The organism is Trinickia diaoshuihuensis (assembly GCF_003390925.1).
Taxonomy (GTDB): domain Bacteria; phylum Pseudomonadota; class Gammaproteobacteria; order Burkholderiales; family Burkholderiaceae; genus Trinickia; species Trinickia diaoshuihuensis.
Window position 1 is genome coordinate 14689 of sequence record NZ_QUBS01000018.1, and the last position, 17613, is coordinate 32301.

A 17613-nucleotide genomic window follows, 5' to 3' on the forward strand; every position below is an offset into this window, starting at 1 on the left:
AGGGCCGCGCACGGCGCCGTGGCCTGCCTCTTGATCGAGCCCATCGCGCCAACGGGTCTATCGTGAAAATCCGCGTGTTGTCCGACCTGCACCTCGAATGCGACGAGCCCGACGTCATTCCCCACGCCGAGGCCGACTTGATCGTCTTGGCCGGCGATATCCACAATCACGCGGAAGGAATTCGCTGGGCCGCCGAAACATTCGGCAGCGACACGCCGGTCGTCTATGTGCCCGGCAATCACGAGTACTACGACGGCGAGTTCGGCGCGCTCGAAGTGGCGATGCGCGATGCCGCCGCGACCGTCGATCACGTTCACTACTTGAACAATGATGTACTGGTCGACCCGGCGGGCCGCTGGCGCGTGCTGGGCACGACGCTGTGGACCGACTTCGAATTGTTCGGTGCAAGCGAGGACGAGATTGCCGCATCGATCGCCGCCGCGCAAAAGGTGATGCTCGACTTTCGCGGGCCGATTCAAGTGACTTGGCCGTCGGAAACGCGACAAGCGAGCGGCCCGCGCCTGTTCGAGCCGGCCGATACGCTGGCGCTGCATCGCCATGCCCGTGCGTGGCTCGCGCGCGAGTTGGCCCAGCCGTTCGGCGGCAAGACGATCGTCGTCACGCACCATGCGCCGCATCGATCGAGCCTTGCCGAACGCTATGCCGACGACCTCGCCTCGGCCGGGTTCGTCAGCCACATGACAGAGCTCGTGGGGCCGCCGGCCGCCTTATGGATTCATGGCCATACGCACACGCCGTTCGACTACCTCGCAAACGGCACGCGCGTCGTTTGCAATCCGCGCGGCTATGTGGACCGGCGCCGCAACCGGCTCGAAAATCCGCTGTTCGCTTGGGACAAGGTCGTCGATCTTTGAGCGGCACGCCGCGCAGACGCCACGCGGGCCCCGCGACTACGACAACTCGCGCTCGTGCGCGGCTTGCAACGGGATGCGAACCTCGATGGTCGCGCCTCGCCCGGGCGACGAGTCGATGCGCAGCTCGCCGTCGACGAGATAGGCCCGTTCGCGCAAGCCCGCCAACCCGAACGAGCCGGGCTTGCGCGGTCGCGCCGGGTCGAAGCCGACGCCGTCGTCGCGTACCGTTAGAACGACCCAATCGTGCTCGCGCGCGAGGCTGACTTCGACATGCGAGGCATGCGCATGACGAGAGATATTCGTCAGCGACTCCTGCAACATCCGAAACGTGGCGGTCGCGTAAGGCTCGTCGAGTTCGATATCGGGCGGATCGAGCGTCAATTCGCACGCCACACCCGTGCGCTGCGTAAAGTTTTGAACGAGCCACTGCACGGCGGCGACGAGGCCGAGGTCGTCGAGCACGAGCGGCCGTAAATCGGAGGCGATGCGCCGGGTGGATGTAACCGCCTCGTCGAGCAACGAGCGCATAGCCATGAGCCTCGATTCGCTGGCCGCGCCCGCAGGCGTGTCGGCTGCGGCTTCCCGCAATCGATCCGTCTCGATCCTCAAGGTGGCCAAGATCTGCGCAAGCTCATCGTGCAACTCGCGCGAGATCCGGCGCATCTCCTGCTCTCGCGCGGAGCTGCTGATGGCGGCAAGCTCGCGCAATTCCTTCTGCGAATGGACAAGCGCGGCTTGAGCACGTTGGCGCTCGGTCACCTCGCGCAACAGATCGCGATTGGAGGCCGCCAACGCGGCCGTGCGTGCCTGCACGCGCTGCTCCAACAGCGCCTTTGCCTCGTTCAGTTGCATCGTTCGATGCTGCACGAGTTGACGCTCGGCACGCTCGCGCCCGAGTGCTTGCACCACGCGCGCGTAGAGCTGAATGTTGTCGAACGTCAGGGCCACGAGCACGAAACTCGATGCGATAAGGCCGTAGATGCGTCCGGCGTAAAAACCCAAGTCGAAGCGTGCGTGGTTGAGCACGGCGGCCAGCGCGACATCGAGGACCCACGCGAAAAGCACGACGATGAGCCATAAATCGAGGATGGTCCGCGCGCGCCGCGCGACCAGAATCGCCAGTGCGCCGAAGTTCAGCAGCCAGACGATCGAAACGACGATGCCGGTGACGCCCGCTTCGCGCGAGCCGCGCATGAGCGGCGGCAGCCATGGGTGACCGATGGTCGCGACGGCCGTCATCAGGCAAGCCGCCGCCACCGCCGCGATGATGCACAGCGCGGTATCGCGCCAAGGCGCGGCGGGGCGAACTGATTCGGCGATCGGCCTCCCCCGCGCATAGGCCATGACCGCCAGCGGAAACGCCGCGTGCCACATCATATAGAGCCATGCTGTCGTTTGCGGGCCCGAGCCGAGCAGTCCCGTCGGCGCAAATAAGCCGGGAAAAGACAGCGTGTGGGCGATCGCCATGCACGCGCTCACGAGATAGCCGCCGGCAAGGGTCAGGAGCGGCCGGGAAAATAGAATGTTGTATTGGCCGATAAACAGGGCTGCCGTCAGCAAATCGCATACGGTAAGGGCGGATTGATAGATCGGCACGAACGCCCAAACCGCCGCGAGGGGCGTCTTGGCGAATGGCGCAAGCACTGCGAAAGCCACGACAGATACCGCGACGGCGCCGAGCGCCAGTTGCCGCTCTCGGCGCCCCGGCCGCAACGTCGAAAGAAAAATTCGTGTCTCGCCCGCCGACTCGCTCAACTGTCCCCCCGGCTCGCGCGTTCGCCGTCCGCTGATAGGTATGAATTTATATTATGGGAGGCGACCAAGTAGGAGAAAAGCGGGAAACCACGGGGCGCCAAGAATCCCGTGGCACAAGCGCGGCATCGCCAAGGTATTCGCGGGATTAGATCAGAACCGTTTCAAGCGCTTGTTCGGCAAAAATTCTAGCCTTCGCATTCCCAATGGGTGAAACAAACAAACGGCCAGATCAAAATTACTGATTACACGACCCTCTCTTTTCACGATCTAATCTCAGTAAATAGCAGCATCGAATTATCCTAGCCCATCGCCGCATTCTGAGCTATGGTATCAGGCTAGCAACTTCCGCGGATACTTAAAGACATGAAAGCAGTCTTGCTTGCCGGCGGTTTGGGTACCAGGATATCCGAGGAAACGCATTTGAAGCCTAAGCCGATGATCGAAATCGGCGGCAAGCCGATTCTCTGGCACATCATGAAGATTTATTCCAAACACGGAATAAATGATTTCATCATCTGCTGCGGCCACAAGGGATACGTAATCAAGGAGTATTTTGCAAACTACTTCCTACATATGTCGGATATCACGTTCGACATGCGCAACAATAAGATGGAAGTGCTTCAAAACGGCGCGGAATCGTGGCGCGTCACGCTGATCGACACCGGTGAAAAAACCATGACCGGAGGCCGGCTCAAGCGCGTGCGCGCCTATCTTGGTGACGGAGATTTCTGCTTCACCTATGGAGACGGCGTCGGCAACGTGGATATCACAGCAACAATCGAGTTTCATCGATCCAGCCGCAAGCTCGCTACGTTGACGGCCACTCAGCAGCCGGGGCGATTCGGAGCCCTCGATCTAGAAGGACATGTCGTGCGTAGCTTTCGCGAGAAGCCGCGCGGAGACGGCTCATGGATCAATGGCGGTTTTTTCGTGCTCAATCCGAAGGTGATCGACTATATCGACGGCGACGAAACACTTTGGGAAGGAGAGCCGCTCGAAAAGCTCGCTGCCGAAGGCGAACTGCAGACTTGGTTCCATCGCGACTTCTGGCAGCCGATGGATACGCTGCGCGATAAGACCTATCTTGACGAGCTTTGGGCCGCGGGCCATGCACCCTGGAAAGTGTGGGACTAGCGAGTGGCGCACCAGCCATGAAGCGCGAGCTGCCCGATCGATCCAACGTTTCATTCGACGGCACCTCGGCCGGAGACACGGAGTGCCCCCGCGCGCGACGCGAACCTGGCTCGTAGCCATCGTGCTGGCGGTACTGACGGCTTGTGGCGGCGGCAACCATTCCTCGTCGGGGAGCGTTGCCCCTCCCGGCGGCGTCGCCTTCCAAGTCGTCTCTTTCGGCGACAGCCTCTCGGACGTAGGTACCTACGCGTGGTATGCCCAACCGAATTTCGGCGGTGGCGAATTTACGACGAATCCGGGACCGGTATGGGTGGCCGATGTGGCCGCCTACTACGGCAGCTCACTGACGCCCGCGAGCAACGGCGGTTTTACCGAAAGGCAGGAAATCGCTATCGGCGGGCTGGGGTTCGCGCAAGGCGGTGCGCGAGTCACGCTTCAACCCGGACTAGGCAGCCCAGCGCTAAGCGCGACGCCCATCGCTGCCCAGATCGCCAATTATCTAGCCCGGTACAAGAGCTTCAACTCGAACCAGCTCGTATTCATCGAGGGCGGCGTCAGCGACCTGTGGGTTGCAATAAATACATACATTGCGAACGGTAACAATGCGTCGTTTATCAACCAGGCCGGGGTGGCTGTGCAAGGCGCCGCCAATGCGCTTGCCGCCGCGGTCGAGACGGTCGTGCAAAACGGCGCGACACAAGTCGTCCTCGTGAACGTACCTGACCTCGGCATGACCCCGGGAGGACTGGCGTTGGGTGGAGGATGCTGCTCGTCCTTTTTGACCCAGTTGAGCAACTTGTTCAACTCGACGCTGACCCAAGCCCTGGCACAAGCCGGCATATCGAACCGAGTGATTTACGTCGATGCCTACTCTTTCATCGACAACTTACTCGTGGGGAATAATGCGGCGGCGGCGGCAGGCTTCACGGTTACCAACGGAGGAACGGCCTGCGACGTCGCGCGCATGCAAGCGGCGGCCACTGCGTACGGTCAAGGTCATCCGGACACGCTCAACGGCATGACGCCAACCCAATTCGGCACATCCATTGCCGCGTCCTTGTTCTGCTCGCCGGCAATGTTCACGACGGCAGGAGCCGATCAAACGTACATGTTCGCGGACGGCATACACCCAAGCGCTAAGCTGCATGGGCTGCTTGCAAAATACGTCGAGCAACGGGTTGCCGCCGCCGGGATCGGCAAGTAGGCGATAAGATCGAACGCAGGTCGAGACAAGCTGCCGAATTTCATACGCGAATGCGCACAATCCTTGCGCCGATCGGTTCGACGCATGAAGCGCTTGCAAGAAACGAACAGCCCGATCAACGTAAATTGATCGGGCTGTTCGGTCCAACAGATCACTTCATCGAGCTCGTTCATGATAGACCGGCGGCTCAATGCTTAAAACGATTGGTCGGAGCGAAAGGATTCGAACCTTCGACCCTCTGATCCCAAATCAGATGCGCTACCAGGCTGCGCTACGCTCCGACGAATCAGGGATTCTAGCGTCCCCGGTACCACATAGTCAATCACGGCAGATCCAGGCGCGCTCTAGCGCCCCAAACATTAGGAGACAGCAGCATGGATTTGATTCTTTGGCGCCACGCCGAAGCCGAGGAAACCGCTCAAAGCGACGCCGCCCGCCAACTGACGACACGCGGGCGCAAGCAAGCGCAGGCGGTCGCGAAATGGCTGCGCGCGCGGCTTCCCCCCGATGCGGTGATCCTCGCGAGCCCTGCCGCTCGCACGGTCCAAACCGTGGAATCGCTGACCGATCAATACCGCACGATCGACAGTATCGGGCCCGGCGCGAGCCTCGAGTCGGTCCTGGCCGCCGCGCAATGGCCGGACGGGATAGCATCCACCGTCGTGATCGTGGGACACCAGCCGACGCTGGGGCTCGTCGCCGCGCAACTCGTGGCGGGAGAAGCGGCCGAATGGACGATCAAGAAAGGCGGACTGTGGTGGTTGTCGGGCCGGGGACGGCCGGATGCGCGGCACCACGGCCCCGGCCACGTGGTCGTACGGGCCGTCTTATCGCCCGATCTAACCTAATGACGATTAATGATGATGAAAGCCGTGTGTCCAGCGCGCGACATGTCATCATAGCGACACGCGTTTGCCACGCAACCGTCATGCCCCATTACTACATTGGCAAGGACCCCAGTATTCCTTTCATAGTCATTCGGAACCAGGAACCCCCATGCGAGATCTGCCGACGCCCACCCTGCCCCTCGCTTCGATTCCTCTCGATTCGCGCCGCCGCCTCCCGCGCGAGAAAGAAACCATCACGCAAGAGCATCGGCTTCAAGTGGCTTGGGCGCGTACCGACGAGGAGCTGCGCGAGGCGCAGCGCTTACGCTACCGAGTCTTCGCCGAGGAAATGGGTGCAAGCGTCTCGGGGCCGGCCGGCCTCGACGTCGATGCCTTCGATGCCTATTGCGACCATCTGCTGGTACGCGACCTCGAAACGCTAAAAGTCGTCGGTACCTACCGTATCCTGCCGCCGCATCAAGCCGCTCGTATCGGGCGCCTGTACGCCGAAGGCGAATTCGACTTGTCGCGCCTCGCGCACCTGCGCTCGAAGATGGTCGAGGTGGGCCGCTCTTGCGTGCATGTCGATTACCGCAGCGGTTCGGTGATCATGTCGCTCTGGGGCGGCCTCGGCACCTACATGCTGCAAAACGGCTACGAGACGATGCTCGGCTGCGCCAGCGTACCGATGGCCGACGGCGGCCATTTCGCGGCGAACTTGTACGAATCGCTGCGCGAAAACGCGCTGACGAGCCCCGAGTATCGCGCGTTCCCCCATACGCCGCTGCCCGTCGAGGAATTGCGCACGGGCGCCCGCGTCGCGCCGCCGCCGCTCGTCAAGGGCTATCTGCGCCTGGGCGCCAAGATCTGCGGCGCACCGGCATGGGATCCCGATTTCAACTGCGCCGATTTCTTGACGCTGTTCCGTTTGTCGGACATCAACGCCCGCTACGCCCGTCACTTCCTCGGTTAAAAACAGCGCCCCTAAACAATCGGCCCGCCCGCTTCGCAGCGCGCGGGCCGAGGCGTTCACGGCCAACCGGTAGCGAACGCCGCACGGTTGCTCATTCGTCGGTGTAGATGACGCGATAGCGAATGCCGACCTTTTCCCACTCGGCCGCTTCCTGGATCAAGCTGTAATCGGTCAGCGGATTGCCGGCCACCCACTCGTTGGGCAAACGCACTTCGTACCCGCCGTTCGATTTCGCCACGCGAATGCCGGGCAACCCCGCATCGGTACGCCGGCGGCAGAGCAGCGCCGCGAGCCGCAAACAGAACAGCAACGGCCATTCGACTTCGCGCGTTTGCGCGAGTTTGCCGAGCTTGCCCGCGTGGCCCAGCACAAGCACGGCGAGCCGAGCTTGATCGGTGCGAGAAAAACCCGGCATGTCGGCGTTGCTCGCGATATACGCCGAGTGCTTGTGGTAGGCGCTGTGCGAGATCGACAAGCCGATCTCGTGCAACGCGGCCGCCCAGCCCAAGAACATGCGCCCCTCGCTCGCGCGTTCCGCATCGGGCTCGCCGAGCTGGTCGTAAAAGCCCACGGCCAAATCGGCGATGCGCTCCGCCTGGGCTCGGTCCACGCCGTACCGGCGCATGAACCCCTCGACCGTCACGGCGCGCATGTCCTCATGCTGGGTCCGGCCCAGCAGGTCGTATAGCACGCCTAGGCGCAGCGCACCGTCGGTCGTATCGACGTAATCGATGCCGAGCTCTTCGAACACGGCCAGCATGATCGACAAGCCCCCGGCCAGCACGGGCACGCGATCGGGCTTGAGCGCGACGAGCTTGAGCCGATTGACGTTCTCGGCCTTGATCAGAGCGCGCTTGAGTCGCTCCAGCCCGCCGCGCGAAATCCCGTGCGTAACGCCCGGGTCGTTGAAACCGTTCGCCTCGACGAGTTCGGCGAGCGCGCGCGCGGTTCCCGAGGAGCCGATCGCTTGATCCCAGCCCGCCTGCTTGTACTCACGCGAGATGATTTGAATCTCGCGCTTGGCCGCGAGTTCAGCCTGACGCATCGTGTAATCGTCGACGTTGCCGGCCGGAAAGAACGCACGGCTATGGCTCACGCAGCCGATGTACAAACTCTCCATGACGAGCGGCGTGTAATGCTGGCCGATGATGAACTCGGTGGAGCCGCCGCCGATGTCCACGACGAGCCGCTTGCCTGAAATAGCCGGTACCGAATGCGCCGCGCCCGCGTAAATCAGCCGAGCCTCCTCGCGCCCCGCGATGACTTCGATCGGAAAACCGAGTGCGCTTTGCGCTTCGACCAGAAATTCAGGCGCGTTTTTGGCCACGCGCAATGTGTTGGTCGCGACGGCGCGCACGTGATCCGGATGAAAATCGCGCAGCCGCTCGCCGAAGCGCTTGAGCGCATCCCACGCGCGCACCTGCGAAGCGCGATCGAGCATCTTGTCGGCGGAGAGCCCGGCGGCAAGGCGCACGGCCTCGCGCAGCGCATCGACCTGGTAGATCTGCGCGCCGGCGGGCGTTTCCTCGACGCGGCCGACGATCAGCCGAAAGCTGTTCGAGCCGAGATCGACCGATGCGAGAAGGTGCGGGGTATTGGGCATTAGGAAAGAAGGCTCCCGTTTTCGCGTACCACAAGCCGGGGGCGACTCGCCCGGCACGCGCGTCACTGTTCAAAGACGCCATTTTAAGCGCATAGTATTTCCCACCGGTGGATGAATGTGGCTTCGTCCACGCGCCGCGCGGCGACCGATACGGCACATACCGCTATCGAGCGGTCCGCGGCTTCGCGGCGAACGCCCATCGAACGCATCGGGACGGTCAAAGTCATACCAAATATCCGTAGAATGAGTGACAGTATGACTTTTCATCGAAATGACATCGAATTATGAGAATGTCCGAGCGCCCGTTCATTCCCTCATCCGACCCCTCTCATCTTTCGTTGCCGATGTCGCTGCGCTACCCCCTTCTGAATCGCGAGCTAGGTATCCTGGGTTTCAACGAGCGCGTACTCGCGCAGGCGGCGGATCCTTCCGTGCCCCTGCTCGAGCGGCTGCGCTTCATCTGCATCACGAGCAGCAATCTCGACGAATTCTTCGAGATTCGCATGGCGGGGCTGCAAGAGCAGATGCGCGACAACCCGGGCACGCTGGCTCCCGACGGCATGTCGCTGCAACACGTCTACGACCTCGTCGTGGAGCGGGCACATAAACTGGTCGACCGGCAATACGCGATGCTGCACGAAACGGTCTTGCCCGCGCTCGAGCAAGAAGGCATCTATTTCCATAGCTGGGATACCTGGACCGAGGCCCAAACCGAGTGGGCTCGCCGGTACTTCCTGGACGAGTTGCTGCCCGTGCTTACGCCGATCGGCCTCGATCCCGCGCATCCCTTTCCGCGCGTGCTCAACAAGAGCTTGAACTTCGTCGTCGAACTCGAAGGCAAGGACGCCTTCGGGCGCCAAGCGGTCATGGGGATCGTGCAAGCACCGCGGGCGCTGCCGCGGCTCGTGCACATGCCGCAGGAGATATCGGGCTTCGCGTACGGCTTCGTGCTGCTGAGCTCTTTCATGCAGCGCTTCGTCCAAGAGCTGTTTCCGAACCTCGTGATCCGCAGTTGCAATCAATTCCGCATTACGCGCAACAGCGAACTGTTCGTCGATGAGGACGAAATCACGAATCTGCGCGTCGCCCTGCAAGGCGAGTTGCCGGCGCGGCACCTCGGCAACGCGGTGCGTCTCGAGGTGTCGGCCGATACGCCCGCGCATCTCGTGCGGCGTCTCCTCGACGAAAGCGGCTTGAACGAAAAAGACTGCTACCGGGTGGGCGGCTCGGTCAATCTGGTGCGGCTCATGCAGTTGCCCGAGCTCGTCGATCGCCCCGATCTGAAGTTCGTGCCGCACGTTCCCGCGACGCCCCCAGTGCTCGCGAACGCCACGAGTCTATTCGACACGCTCGATCAAGGCGACGTGCTGCTGCATCATCCGTACGAAAGCTTCCAACCCGTACTGGAGCTTCTGCTGCAAGCGGCGCAGGATCCGAACGTCGTCGCGATCAAGCAGACCATCTACCGCACGGGCACCGACTCGCCGCTGATGGATGCGCTCATGCAAGCTGCGCGCAACGGCAAGGAAGTCACGGTTGTCGTGGAGCTGCTCGCCCGCTTCGACGAGGAAACGAACATCAACTGGGCGTCGCAACTCGAAGCGGTGGGCGCGCATGTCGTCTACGGCGTCGTCGGTCATAAATGCCATGCCAAAATGATGCTGATCGTGCGGCGCACGACGCACAACGGCAAATCCTCGCTCAAACGCTACGCGCATTTGGGCACCGGCAACTACCATCCGCGCACGGCTCGCTTGTACTCCGACTTCGGGTTGATGACGGCGGACCAGCGAATCTGCGAAGACGTACATCACGTGTTCCAGCAACTGACCGGTATCGGCGGGGAGCTCAAACTGCACGAGCTCTGGCAATCGCCGTTCACGCTGCACCCGAAGCTCGTCGAAGCGATTCGCAAGGAAGCCGAGAACGCGCGCGCCGGCAAGAAGGCGCGCATCGTCGCGAAGATGAACGCCCTGCTCGAACCGACCGTCATCGCGGAGCTTTACGAGGCGTCGCAGGCCGGGGTGAAGATCGACTTGATCGTGCGCGGCGTGTGCTCGTTGCAGCCGGGCGTGAAAGGCCTGTCGGAAAACATCTCGGTTCGCTCCATCGTCGGGCGCTTTCTCGAGCACCACCGCATCTTTTATTTCTTCTCGAACGGCGAAGAGCGCGTCTACCTATCGAGCGCCGATTGGATGGACCGCAACTTCTTCCGGCGCGTCGAAGTCGCCTTCCCGATCAAGGATCGCCGCCTGAAGCGGCGCGTCGTGGCGGAAGGATTGTCGGCTTTCCTCGGCGATAATCAATCCGCGTGGGTCATGCAAAGCGACGGCCATTATCGACGCAGCCGCCCCGGCAAAACGTCGCGCAACGCGCAAGCGAGTCTGCTCGTCAAATTCGGCTGCTGAGAGACGGAAACGCCGGCGCCCGACGAGGCGCCGGGCATGGCGTCAACCGGCGTCAGCGCCCGCGTTAAGCGTGGGCTGACTGACGGTGCGTCGTTCGTTGAGCGGGAAAGCGCACGCTGAACGTACTGCCCTTGCCCTCCTCGCTCTTGACGTCGAGCGTCGCATCGTGCCGCTGCAGCACGTGCTTGACGATCGCAAGACCAAGCCCCGTTCCACCCGTGTCGCGCGAGCGGCTGCGATCGACGCGGTAAAAGCGTTCCGTCAAGCGGGGAATGTCGGCCGCGGGAATGCCGTAACCCGTGTCGGTCACGGAGAATACCGCCTCTTTGCCGACCTGCCTCCAGACGACGTTGATCGATCCGCCGTCGGGCGTATAGCGAATCGCATTCGTCACGAGGTTGCCGAGCGCGCTGAGCACTTCCGTCTCGGCGCCGGTCACCGTCAAGCCGTCGTCCGTCTCGAACTCGATGCTATGCCGCCCGCCGGAGAGCGTCGCGGCGTCGTCGCGAATATGGGAGAGCACCGCGCGCATGTCGATGGCTTGATCGCTCGGCGGCTTCACGTTGCCTTCGAGCTTGGCAAGCACGAGCAAATCGTCGACGATGTTACGCATGCGCGACGCTTGCTGGTCCATCAATTCCAGATAACGCTCTTGGTCGGCGCGCTCGAGCGGCAATTCGCGCACCGTCTCCAGAAAACCGGACAGCACCGTAAGGGGCGTCTTCAGTTCGTGCGAGACGTTGGCGACGAAGTCGCGCCGCATCGCGTCGGTGCGCTCCAGTTCCGTGATGTCCGCCGTGAGCACGAGCTTGCGATTCTCGCCGTACGGAAACGCTTGGACGGACAGGACGTTTTGCCGTTTCTCGCCCATTCCGCGCATGATCAGCATCTGCTCGTAGTGGTGCGAGTTCAGATACCGGACGAAATCGGGATGCCGCACGAGATGCGTAATGTGTTGTCGCAAGTCACGCTTCGCATCGAGGCCGAAGTGCTGTTCGGCGATGGCATTGCACCATTCGATCTGGTCGTGATCGTCGAGCATCGCGACGCCGTTGGGCGACGCTTGGATGGCCTGAATGAAGCGCGAGTGCTGCTGTTCGACCTGGCGCACCTGGGCATGCCAACGCTTGGCGAGCTTATGCAGACGGTAATAGATTTCGCCCCAAATGCCCGGGGCGCTCGGCACCTCGCCGTACACGGGGGCATCGAGCAGGCGCCACAATCGCTGCGTGTGATACGTCGAAAACAGGCTCTGCGCCACGAGTGCCGCCACCGCGAAGATCAGCGCGGCGCGCACGCTCGTCAACGCGGCGATGGCCGCGCAGATGAGCGCGAGCAGCAGCAGCGATACGATCGAGCGCGCCCAAATGATGTTCATGAAGTCAAGGTCAGCCGAATAACGAAAAGGCGGCCGCGCGGGGCGTCATCTCGCCGTCCCCGCCCGCGACGCCGAGGAGCGCGGCGCCTCTCGCGGTTTAAGCGCTCTTGGCGAGACGGTAGCCGCTACCGCGCACCGTTTCGATCATAGCATCGCACCCTGCCGGCTTGAGCGCGGCACGCAGGCGCTTGATATGGACGTCGACCGTGCGCTCCTCGACGAAGACGTGATCGCCCCAGACCTGGTCGAGCAATTGCGTGCGGCTATGCACGCGCTCGGGATGGGTCATGAAAAAGTGCAGCAGCCTGAACTCGGTCGGACCCAGATCGAGCTTGATCTCATTGCCGGAAGCGTGCGCGGCGACCCGGTGCGTGGCCGGATCGAGCTTGAGACCGTTGATCGCGACGACGTCCTCGGTCAACTGCGGCGCGCGCCGGCGCAGCACGGCCTTGATGCGAGCCATCAACTCTTTCGGCGAAAACGGCTTGGTGACGTAATCGTCCGCGCCGATCTCGAGGCCGAGCACCTTGTCTTGCTCGTCGCCGCGCGCGGTCAGCATGATGATCGGGATATGCTTCGTGCGCTCGTTGTTGCGCAGATCGCGCGCGAACGCGATCCCCGACTTGCCCGGCAACATCCAGTCCAACAACACGAGATCGGGCAGCACGTCGCTGATCAGCGCCTGCGCCTGCTCCGCGTTGTACGCGCGGATGGGGCAATGCCCCGCGTGCTGCAGGTTGACGGAAATCAGTTCGGAAATCGCGGGCTCATCTTCAATGATGAGAATGCTGCTCGGCATCGTGACCTACCTCTTAATACGTTCAAACGATTAACTAAGGGCTTCGCGTTCGAGGGCGTCGCGCGACTTGTGGCGTACGTCCGTCCCTTTCACGATGTAGATGATGAACTCGGCGACGTTCTTCGCGTGGTCGCCGATGCGCTCGATGGCCTTGGCGATGAACAAGAACTCGAGGCCCGCCGAAATCGTGCGCGGGTCTTCCATCATGTACGTGACGAGCTTGCGCACGAACGCGCGAAATTCCTCGTCGATCGCCTTGTCGTCGCGCACGATTTGCGCGGCAGCGACCGTATCGAGGCGCGCGAACGCATCGAGCGCGCGGCGCAGGATCGAGACGGCCATCTCGCCCGAGAGCTTGATCTCGGCGATGTTGACCGTGCGCGAGGTCCCGTCTTCCATCAGCCGTTTGACGCGCTTGGCGATCTTCTCGGCCTCGTCGCCGGCGCGCTCGAGATTCGTGATCGTCTTCGAGATCGCGAGCAGCAGGCGCAAGTCGCGCGCGGCCGGCTGGCGGCGCGCGATCACGTTGCTGCACTCCTCGTCGATCTCGACTTCCATCGTGTTGACGACCTCTTCGGCGGCGATGACCTGATCGGCCACCTCGACGTCGAAATCGTTCAGCGCCTGCATCGCACGCGTGATCTGGGCCTCGACCAGCCCCCCCATTTCCAAAACCTTCGACGAGACGAGGTTGAGATCCGCGTCGAATTGGCTCGACAAATGCTTGTCCGACATCGCTGCCTCCTTAATTCATCAGCCGAAGCGGCCAGTGATGTAATCCTCGGTTTCCTTGCGGACCGGCTTGATGAAGATTTTCTCGGTATCGCCGAATTCAATCAACTCGCCGAGGTACATATAGCCCGTATAGTCGGAGCAGCGCGCCGCCTGCTGCATATTGTGAGTGACGATCACGACCGTGTAATCGTTCTTGAGCTCCGCGATGAGTTCCTCCACCCGGCCCGTCGAAATCGGGTCGAGCGCCGAACACGGCTCGTCGAGCAGCAGCACTTCGGGGCGGATCGCGATGCCGCGCGCAATGCAAAGCCGCTGCTGCTGGCCGCCGGATAAGCCATAGCCGCTCTGGTTGAGCTTATCCTTGACTTCCGTCCAGAGCGCCGCCTTCGTGAGCGCCCATTCCACGCGGTCGTCCATCTCCGAGCGTGACAGCGACTCGAACATCTTCACGCCGAATGCGATGTTGTCGTAGATCGACATCGGGAATGGCGTCGGCTTTTGGAACACCATGCCGACGCGCGCGCGCAGCAGCGAAATGTCGCGCTTCGTCGTCAGCAGGTTTTCGCCGTCCATCATGATCGCCCCTTCGGCACGCTGCTCCGGATAGAGGGCGAACATCTTGTTGAACGTGCGCAAGAGCGTCGACTTGCCGCAACCGGACGGACCGATGAACGCGGTCACCTTGCCTTCCGGGATGTTCAAGTTGATGTTCTTGAGCGCGTGGTACTTGCCGTAGAAGAAGTTCAGGTCCTTCACTTCGATCTTCGGCGTGACGGGGGCCAGCGGACGATCGCCCTGGGCCGGTTCGAAACCGGCGGGCGCGGCGGGACGCTCGACTTGGGACAGGTGACTTTCAGCCATATTCATAAGACGCTCCGTGGCTTATTTCTTGCCGAACATCGCACGCGCGAGGATGTTCAGTCCGAGCACGCCGAGGGTAATCAGGAACACACCGGCCCACGCAAGCGATTGCCACTGCGGGAACGGACTCATTGCGAACTTGTAGATCGTGACGGGCAGATTCGACATAGGCTGGTTCATGTCGAGCGAGAAGAACTGATTCGACAGGGCCGTGAACAGCAGCGGCGCCGTTTCGCCCGCGATCCGCGCGATGGCGAGCAACACGCCCGTCACTACCCCGGCCATCGACGCCTTCAGCGTGATCGACAACACCATCTTCCATTTCGGCACGCCGAGTGCGAAGGCCGCTTCGCGCAACGCATTGGGCACGAGGTTGAGCATATTCTCGGTCGTTCGGATCACGATCGGAATCTGCAGCAAGGCGAGCGAGACGACGCCGGCCCAGCCCGAGAAATGCCCCATCTTTTCGACGACGATCGCATAGACGAACAAGCCAACGACGATCGACGGCGCCGACAGCAAGATATCGTTGATGAAGCGCGTCACGCTCGCGAGCCAGCCCTTGCGGCCGTACTCAGCCAGATAGACGCCCGCGAGCACGCCGATCGGCGTGCCGACGACGGTCGCCACACCGACCAGCATCAACGTACCGACGATCGCGTTCGCCAAACCGCCGCCGTCGGTGTTCGGGGGCGGCGTCGATTGCGTGAACAGCGACGTCGACAGACCGCCGACACCGAGGCTGAGCGTCGTATAGAGAATCCAAACGAGCCACAGCAGCCCGAAGGCCATCGCGGCGAGCGACATCGTCAGCGCGATGGCATTGACGACACGCCGGCGGCTTTGCAAGCGGTCGCGCGTCGCGGCGAAGACTTCGGGGCTCGCGGAGCCCGGGATTTGCGTCGTAGGACCGCTCATTTCGCTCCCTCCGCCTTTTCGAGGCGCAGCAGCATGATCTTCGAGATCGCGAGCACGATGAACGTGATGACGAACAGAATCAAACCGAGCTCCATCAGCGCGGCCGTATGCAAGCCGGGGCCGGCTTCGGCGAATTCGTTCGCAAGCGCGGACGTGATGCTGTTGCCCGGCGAAAACAACGACACGTTACTGAGCAAGTTGGTGTTGCCGATGACGAACGTGACCGCCATCGTTTCGCCGAGCGCGCGGCCGAGGCCCAGCATGACGCCGCCGATGACACCGCTCTTGGTGAACGGCAGCACGATCTTCCACATGACTTCCCACGTGGTGCAGCCGATCCCGTAGGCCGATTCCTTGAGCAGCACGGGCGTGACTTCGAACACGTCGCGCATGACCGAGGCAATGTACGGAATGATCATGATCGCGAGGATCACGCCGGCGCACAAAATACCGATGCCGATCGGCGGCCCCTGGAACAGCGCGCCGATGATCGGCATCGAACCGAGCACCTTGCCGATCGGCTGTTCGAAGTAGGTCGCGAAAATCGGCGAGAACACCAGCAAGCCCCACATGCCGTACACGATCGACGGGATGGCGGCCAGCAATTCGATGGCGATGCCAAGCGGCCGGCGCAGCCAAGCGGGCGAAAGCTCGGTCAGAAAGAGCGCGATGCCGAAGCTCACAGGCACCGCGATGACGAGTGCGATGATGGACGTCGCGAGTGTGCCGTAGACAGGCACCAGCGCGCCGTAAACATCGTTGGGGGGATCCCAGTCGGATGACCAGAGGAAATGAAGACCGAATTTCTGGATCGACGGCAGCGATTCGACGATCAGCGACACGATGATGCCGCCCAGCAGCAGCAGTGTGACGATGGCTGCGAGACGTGCCAGATTGCCGAAGATCAAGTCGCCGAGTTGGCTCGGCGCGCGTTGCGCGTGTTCGGCAGGGGCCGTCGACATGAGTCGAGTGTCGGACATGTGAACCCGTATACTTTTGCCGCGCCCGGGATGAGCGCAAGCGATGGCGATGCCCGGCAAAGCGCGCGCCTTGCCGGGCCGTTCCTACCTACGGCGCTTATTCAGCGACCGACTTGCCCGAAGCATCCTTCACATTCGCCTTCCACTGCTTTTCGATTTCAGCCGTCACCGACGAGGGCAGCGGGATGTAGTCGAGCGAATTCACGGCGTCCGAGCCGTTCTTGAAGCCCCAGCCGAAGAACTTCAGCGTTTCCGCGCCTTCCGCCGGCTTCTCTTGCGTCTTATGCACGAGCACGAACGTCGCGCCGACGATCGGCCATGCGTTGGCGCCCGGCTCGTCCGTCAGGATCTGGTAGAACGACTTGTTCCACTCGGCGCCCTTCGCGGCGGCGGCGAACGTGGCCGTATCCGGCGTCACGACCTTGCCGTCGTGGTTCGTCAACTTCGTGTAGACCATGTGGTTTTGCTTCACATAGGCCCACTCGAGGTAGCCGATCGCGCCCGGCAGACGTTGGATGAACGCGGCAACGCCGTCGTTACCCTTGCCGCCCGTACCCGTCGGCCAATTCACCGTCGTGCCTTCGCCGACCTTCGACTTCCAGTCCGAGCTGACCTTGGACAGGTAGTTCGACCAAATGAACGTCGTGCCCGAACCGTCGGCGCGGCGCACCACGGCGATCGGCGTATCGGGCAGCTTCACGCCCGGGTTCAGCTTGGCGATCGCGGGATCGTCCCACTTCGTGATCTTGTTCAGATAGATGTCGGCCAGCACTTCGCCCGAGAGCGTCAGCTCACCGGCCTTCACGCCCGGCAGATTGATCGCCGGCACGACGCCGCCGACGACCGTCGGAAACTGGAAGAGGCCTTGCTTGGCGAGTTCGTCGTCCTTCAGCGGCATGTCCGAGCCGGCGAAATCGACCGTCTTCGCTTCGATTTGCTTGATGCCGCCAGCAGAGCCGATGCCCTGATAGTTGACCTTGCCGCCGCCCGACTTCGCATACGAGTCCGCCCACTTCGTGTAGAGCGGAGCGGCGAACGTGCTGCCCGCGCCGGTGATGTCGGCGGCTTGCGCGGAAACGGCGAAAAGCACGCCGGCCAGGCCAGCGAACGCGGTTTGCATCAATTTCATGAATTTAACCCCTAGTGGTGTGGTCGTGGAAAAC

General features: G+C 62.2%; 15 protein-coding genes and 1 tRNA gene. 6 read left to right on the forward strand and 10 right to left on the reverse strand.

Going from position 1 to position 17613, the window contains the following annotated elements; translation table 11 throughout:
* Nucleotides 1-62: 62 nt before the first annotated feature.
* Nucleotides 63-875: a metallophosphoesterase family protein gene (locus tag DXT59_RS03720; protein WP_116135595.1), complete on the forward strand. Its 813-nt coding sequence runs from the start codon at nt 63-65 to the stop codon at nt 873-875.
* 36 nt (nt 876-911) lie between these two features.
* On the opposite strand, the gene DXT59_RS03725 is transcribed toward DXT59_RS03720, so the two are convergent.
* Nucleotides 912-2630 (reverse strand): sensor histidine kinase, encoded by a 1719-nt coding sequence (locus DXT59_RS03725; RefSeq protein WP_116135596.1) that lies wholly within the window; start codon nt 2628-2630, stop codon nt 912-914.
* Between the two features lie 363 nt (nt 2631-2993).
* Between DXT59_RS03725 and rfbF the strand changes: the two genes are divergently transcribed.
* Nucleotides 2994-3764, forward strand: a complete 771-nt coding sequence (gene rfbF / locus DXT59_RS03730) for a glucose-1-phosphate cytidylyltransferase (RefSeq protein ID WP_116135597.1) — start codon at nt 2994-2996, stop codon at nt 3762-3764.
* An 82-nt stretch (nt 3765-3846) separates the two neighbouring features.
* Nucleotides 3847-4968 carry an SGNH/GDSL hydrolase family protein gene (locus DXT59_RS03735; RefSeq protein WP_240324388.1) on the forward strand — a complete coding sequence of 374 codons (1122 nt, stop codon included), beginning with the start codon at nt 3847-3849 and terminating at the stop codon, nt 4966-4968.
* Nucleotides 4969-5172: 204 nt separating this feature from the next.
* Here DXT59_RS03735 and DXT59_RS03740 read toward each other — a convergent pair.
* Nucleotides 5173-5249, reverse strand: a tRNA-Pro gene (locus DXT59_RS03740).
* Nucleotides 5250-5342: 93 nt separating this feature from the next.
* Between DXT59_RS03740 and sixA the strand changes: the two genes are divergently transcribed.
* Both sixA and DXT59_RS03750 read left to right on the forward strand, forming a co-directional pair.
* Nucleotides 5343-5816, forward strand: a complete 474-nt coding sequence (gene sixA, locus DXT59_RS03745) for a phosphohistidine phosphatase SixA (protein WP_116135599.1) — start codon at nt 5343-5345, stop codon at nt 5814-5816.
* A gap of 148 nt (nt 5817-5964) precedes the next feature.
* Nucleotides 5965-6768 carry a GNAT family N-acetyltransferase gene (locus tag DXT59_RS03750; RefSeq protein WP_116135600.1) on the forward strand — a complete coding sequence of 268 codons (804 nt, stop codon included), beginning with the start codon at nt 5965-5967 and terminating at the stop codon, nt 6766-6768.
* 91 nt (nt 6769-6859) lie between these two features.
* Here the strand turns inward: DXT59_RS03750 and ppx are convergent, their stop codons facing one another.
* A complete protein-coding gene (ppx, locus tag DXT59_RS03755; protein ID WP_116135601.1) occupies nt 6860-8371 on the reverse strand; it encodes an exopolyphosphatase in 1512 nt (503 codons plus the stop codon).
* A gap of 344 nt (nt 8372-8715) precedes the next feature.
* Here ppx and ppk1 point away from each other — a divergent pair, with 344 nt between their 5' ends.
* Nucleotides 8716-10779: a polyphosphate kinase 1 gene (gene ppk1 / locus DXT59_RS03760; RefSeq protein ID WP_116135713.1), complete on the forward strand. Its 2064-nt coding sequence runs from the start codon at nt 8716-8718 to the stop codon at nt 10777-10779.
* Nucleotides 10780-10843: 64 nt separating this feature from the next.
* Here ppk1 and phoR read toward each other — a convergent pair whose 3' ends face one another.
* The 7 genes from phoR to pstS all read right to left on the reverse strand — a co-directional run bounded on the left by phoR (nt 10844) and on the right by pstS (nt 17579).
* Nucleotides 10844-12157 carry a phosphate regulon sensor histidine kinase PhoR gene (gene phoR / locus DXT59_RS03765; RefSeq protein WP_116135602.1) on the reverse strand — a complete coding sequence of 438 codons (1314 nt, stop codon included), beginning with the start codon at nt 12155-12157 and terminating at the stop codon, nt 10844-10846.
* 97 nt (nt 12158-12254) lie between these two features.
* Nucleotides 12255-12956: a phosphate regulon transcriptional regulator PhoB gene (gene phoB / locus DXT59_RS03770; RefSeq protein WP_102611634.1), complete on the reverse strand. Its 702-nt coding sequence runs from the start codon at nt 12954-12956 to the stop codon at nt 12255-12257.
* A 30-nt stretch (nt 12957-12986) separates the two neighbouring features.
* Nucleotides 12987-13691 (reverse strand): phosphate signaling complex protein PhoU, encoded by a 705-nt coding sequence (gene phoU, locus DXT59_RS03775; RefSeq protein ID WP_116135603.1) that lies wholly within the window; start codon nt 13689-13691, stop codon nt 12987-12989.
* A gap of 18 nt (nt 13692-13709) precedes the next feature.
* Complete coding sequence (pstB, locus tag DXT59_RS03780; protein ID WP_116135604.1) at nt 13710-14558, reverse strand: phosphate ABC transporter ATP-binding protein PstB; 849 nt, start codon at nt 14556-14558, stop codon at nt 13710-13712.
* 15 nt (nt 14559-14573) lie between these two features.
* Nucleotides 14574-15470: a phosphate ABC transporter permease PstA gene (gene pstA / locus DXT59_RS03785; RefSeq protein ID WP_116135605.1), complete on the reverse strand. Its 897-nt coding sequence runs from the start codon at nt 15468-15470 to the stop codon at nt 14574-14576.
* Nucleotides 15467-16450 carry a phosphate ABC transporter permease PstC gene (gene pstC, locus DXT59_RS03790; RefSeq protein ID WP_116135606.1) on the reverse strand — a complete coding sequence of 328 codons (984 nt, stop codon included), beginning with the start codon at nt 16448-16450 and terminating at the stop codon, nt 15467-15469. Before pstC ends, pstA begins: the two co-directional genes overlap by 4 nt.
* A gap of 97 nt (nt 16451-16547) precedes the next feature.
* Entirely contained in the window at nt 16548-17579 is a 1032-nt protein-coding gene (gene pstS / locus DXT59_RS03795) for a phosphate ABC transporter substrate-binding protein PstS (protein ID WP_116135607.1), read from the reverse strand.
* Between the last annotated feature and the right edge of the window lie 34 nt (nt 17580-17613).

Bases quoted from the DNA above. Each gene is read 5' to 3' on its own strand.
- ppx (WP_116135601.1), bottom strand. From the start codon at position 8,371: ATGCCCAATACCCCGCACCTTCTCGCATCGGTCGATCTCGGCTCGAAC.
- pstA (WP_116135605.1), bottom strand. From the start codon at position 15,470: ATGAGCGGTCCTACGACGCAAATCCCGGGCTCCGCGAGCCCCGAAGTC.
- pstC (WP_116135606.1), bottom strand. From the start codon at position 16,450: ATGTCCGACACTCGACTCATGTCGACGGCCCCTGCCGAACACGCGCAA.
- rfbF (WP_116135597.1), top strand. From the start codon at position 2,994: ATGAAAGCAGTCTTGCTTGCCGGCGGTTTGGGTACCAGGATATCCGAG.
- pstS (WP_116135607.1), bottom strand. From the start codon at position 17,579: ATGAAATTGATGCAAACCGCGTTCGCTGGCCTGGCCGGCGTGCTTTTC.
- pstB (WP_116135604.1), bottom strand. From the start codon at position 14,558: ATGAATATGGCTGAAAGTCACCTGTCCCAAGTCGAGCGTCCCGCCGCG.
- phoR (WP_116135602.1), bottom strand. From the start codon at position 12,157: ATGAACATCATTTGGGCGCGCTCGATCGTATCGCTGCTGCTGCTCGCG.
- phoB (WP_102611634.1), bottom strand. From the start codon at position 12,956: ATGCCGAGCAGCATTCTCATCATTGAAGATGAGCCCGCGATTTCCGAA.
- sixA (WP_116135599.1), top strand. From the start codon at position 5,343: ATGGATTTGATTCTTTGGCGCCACGCCGAAGCCGAGGAAACCGCTCAA.
- ppk1 (WP_116135713.1), top strand. From the start codon at position 8,716: ATGTCGCTGCGCTACCCCCTTCTGAATCGCGAGCTAGGTATCCTGGGT.
- DXT59_RS03750 (WP_116135600.1), top strand. From the start codon at position 5,965: ATGCGAGATCTGCCGACGCCCACCCTGCCCCTCGCTTCGATTCCTCTC.
- phoU (WP_116135603.1), bottom strand. From the start codon at position 13,691: ATGTCGGACAAGCATTTGTCGAGCCAATTCGACGCGGATCTCAACCTC.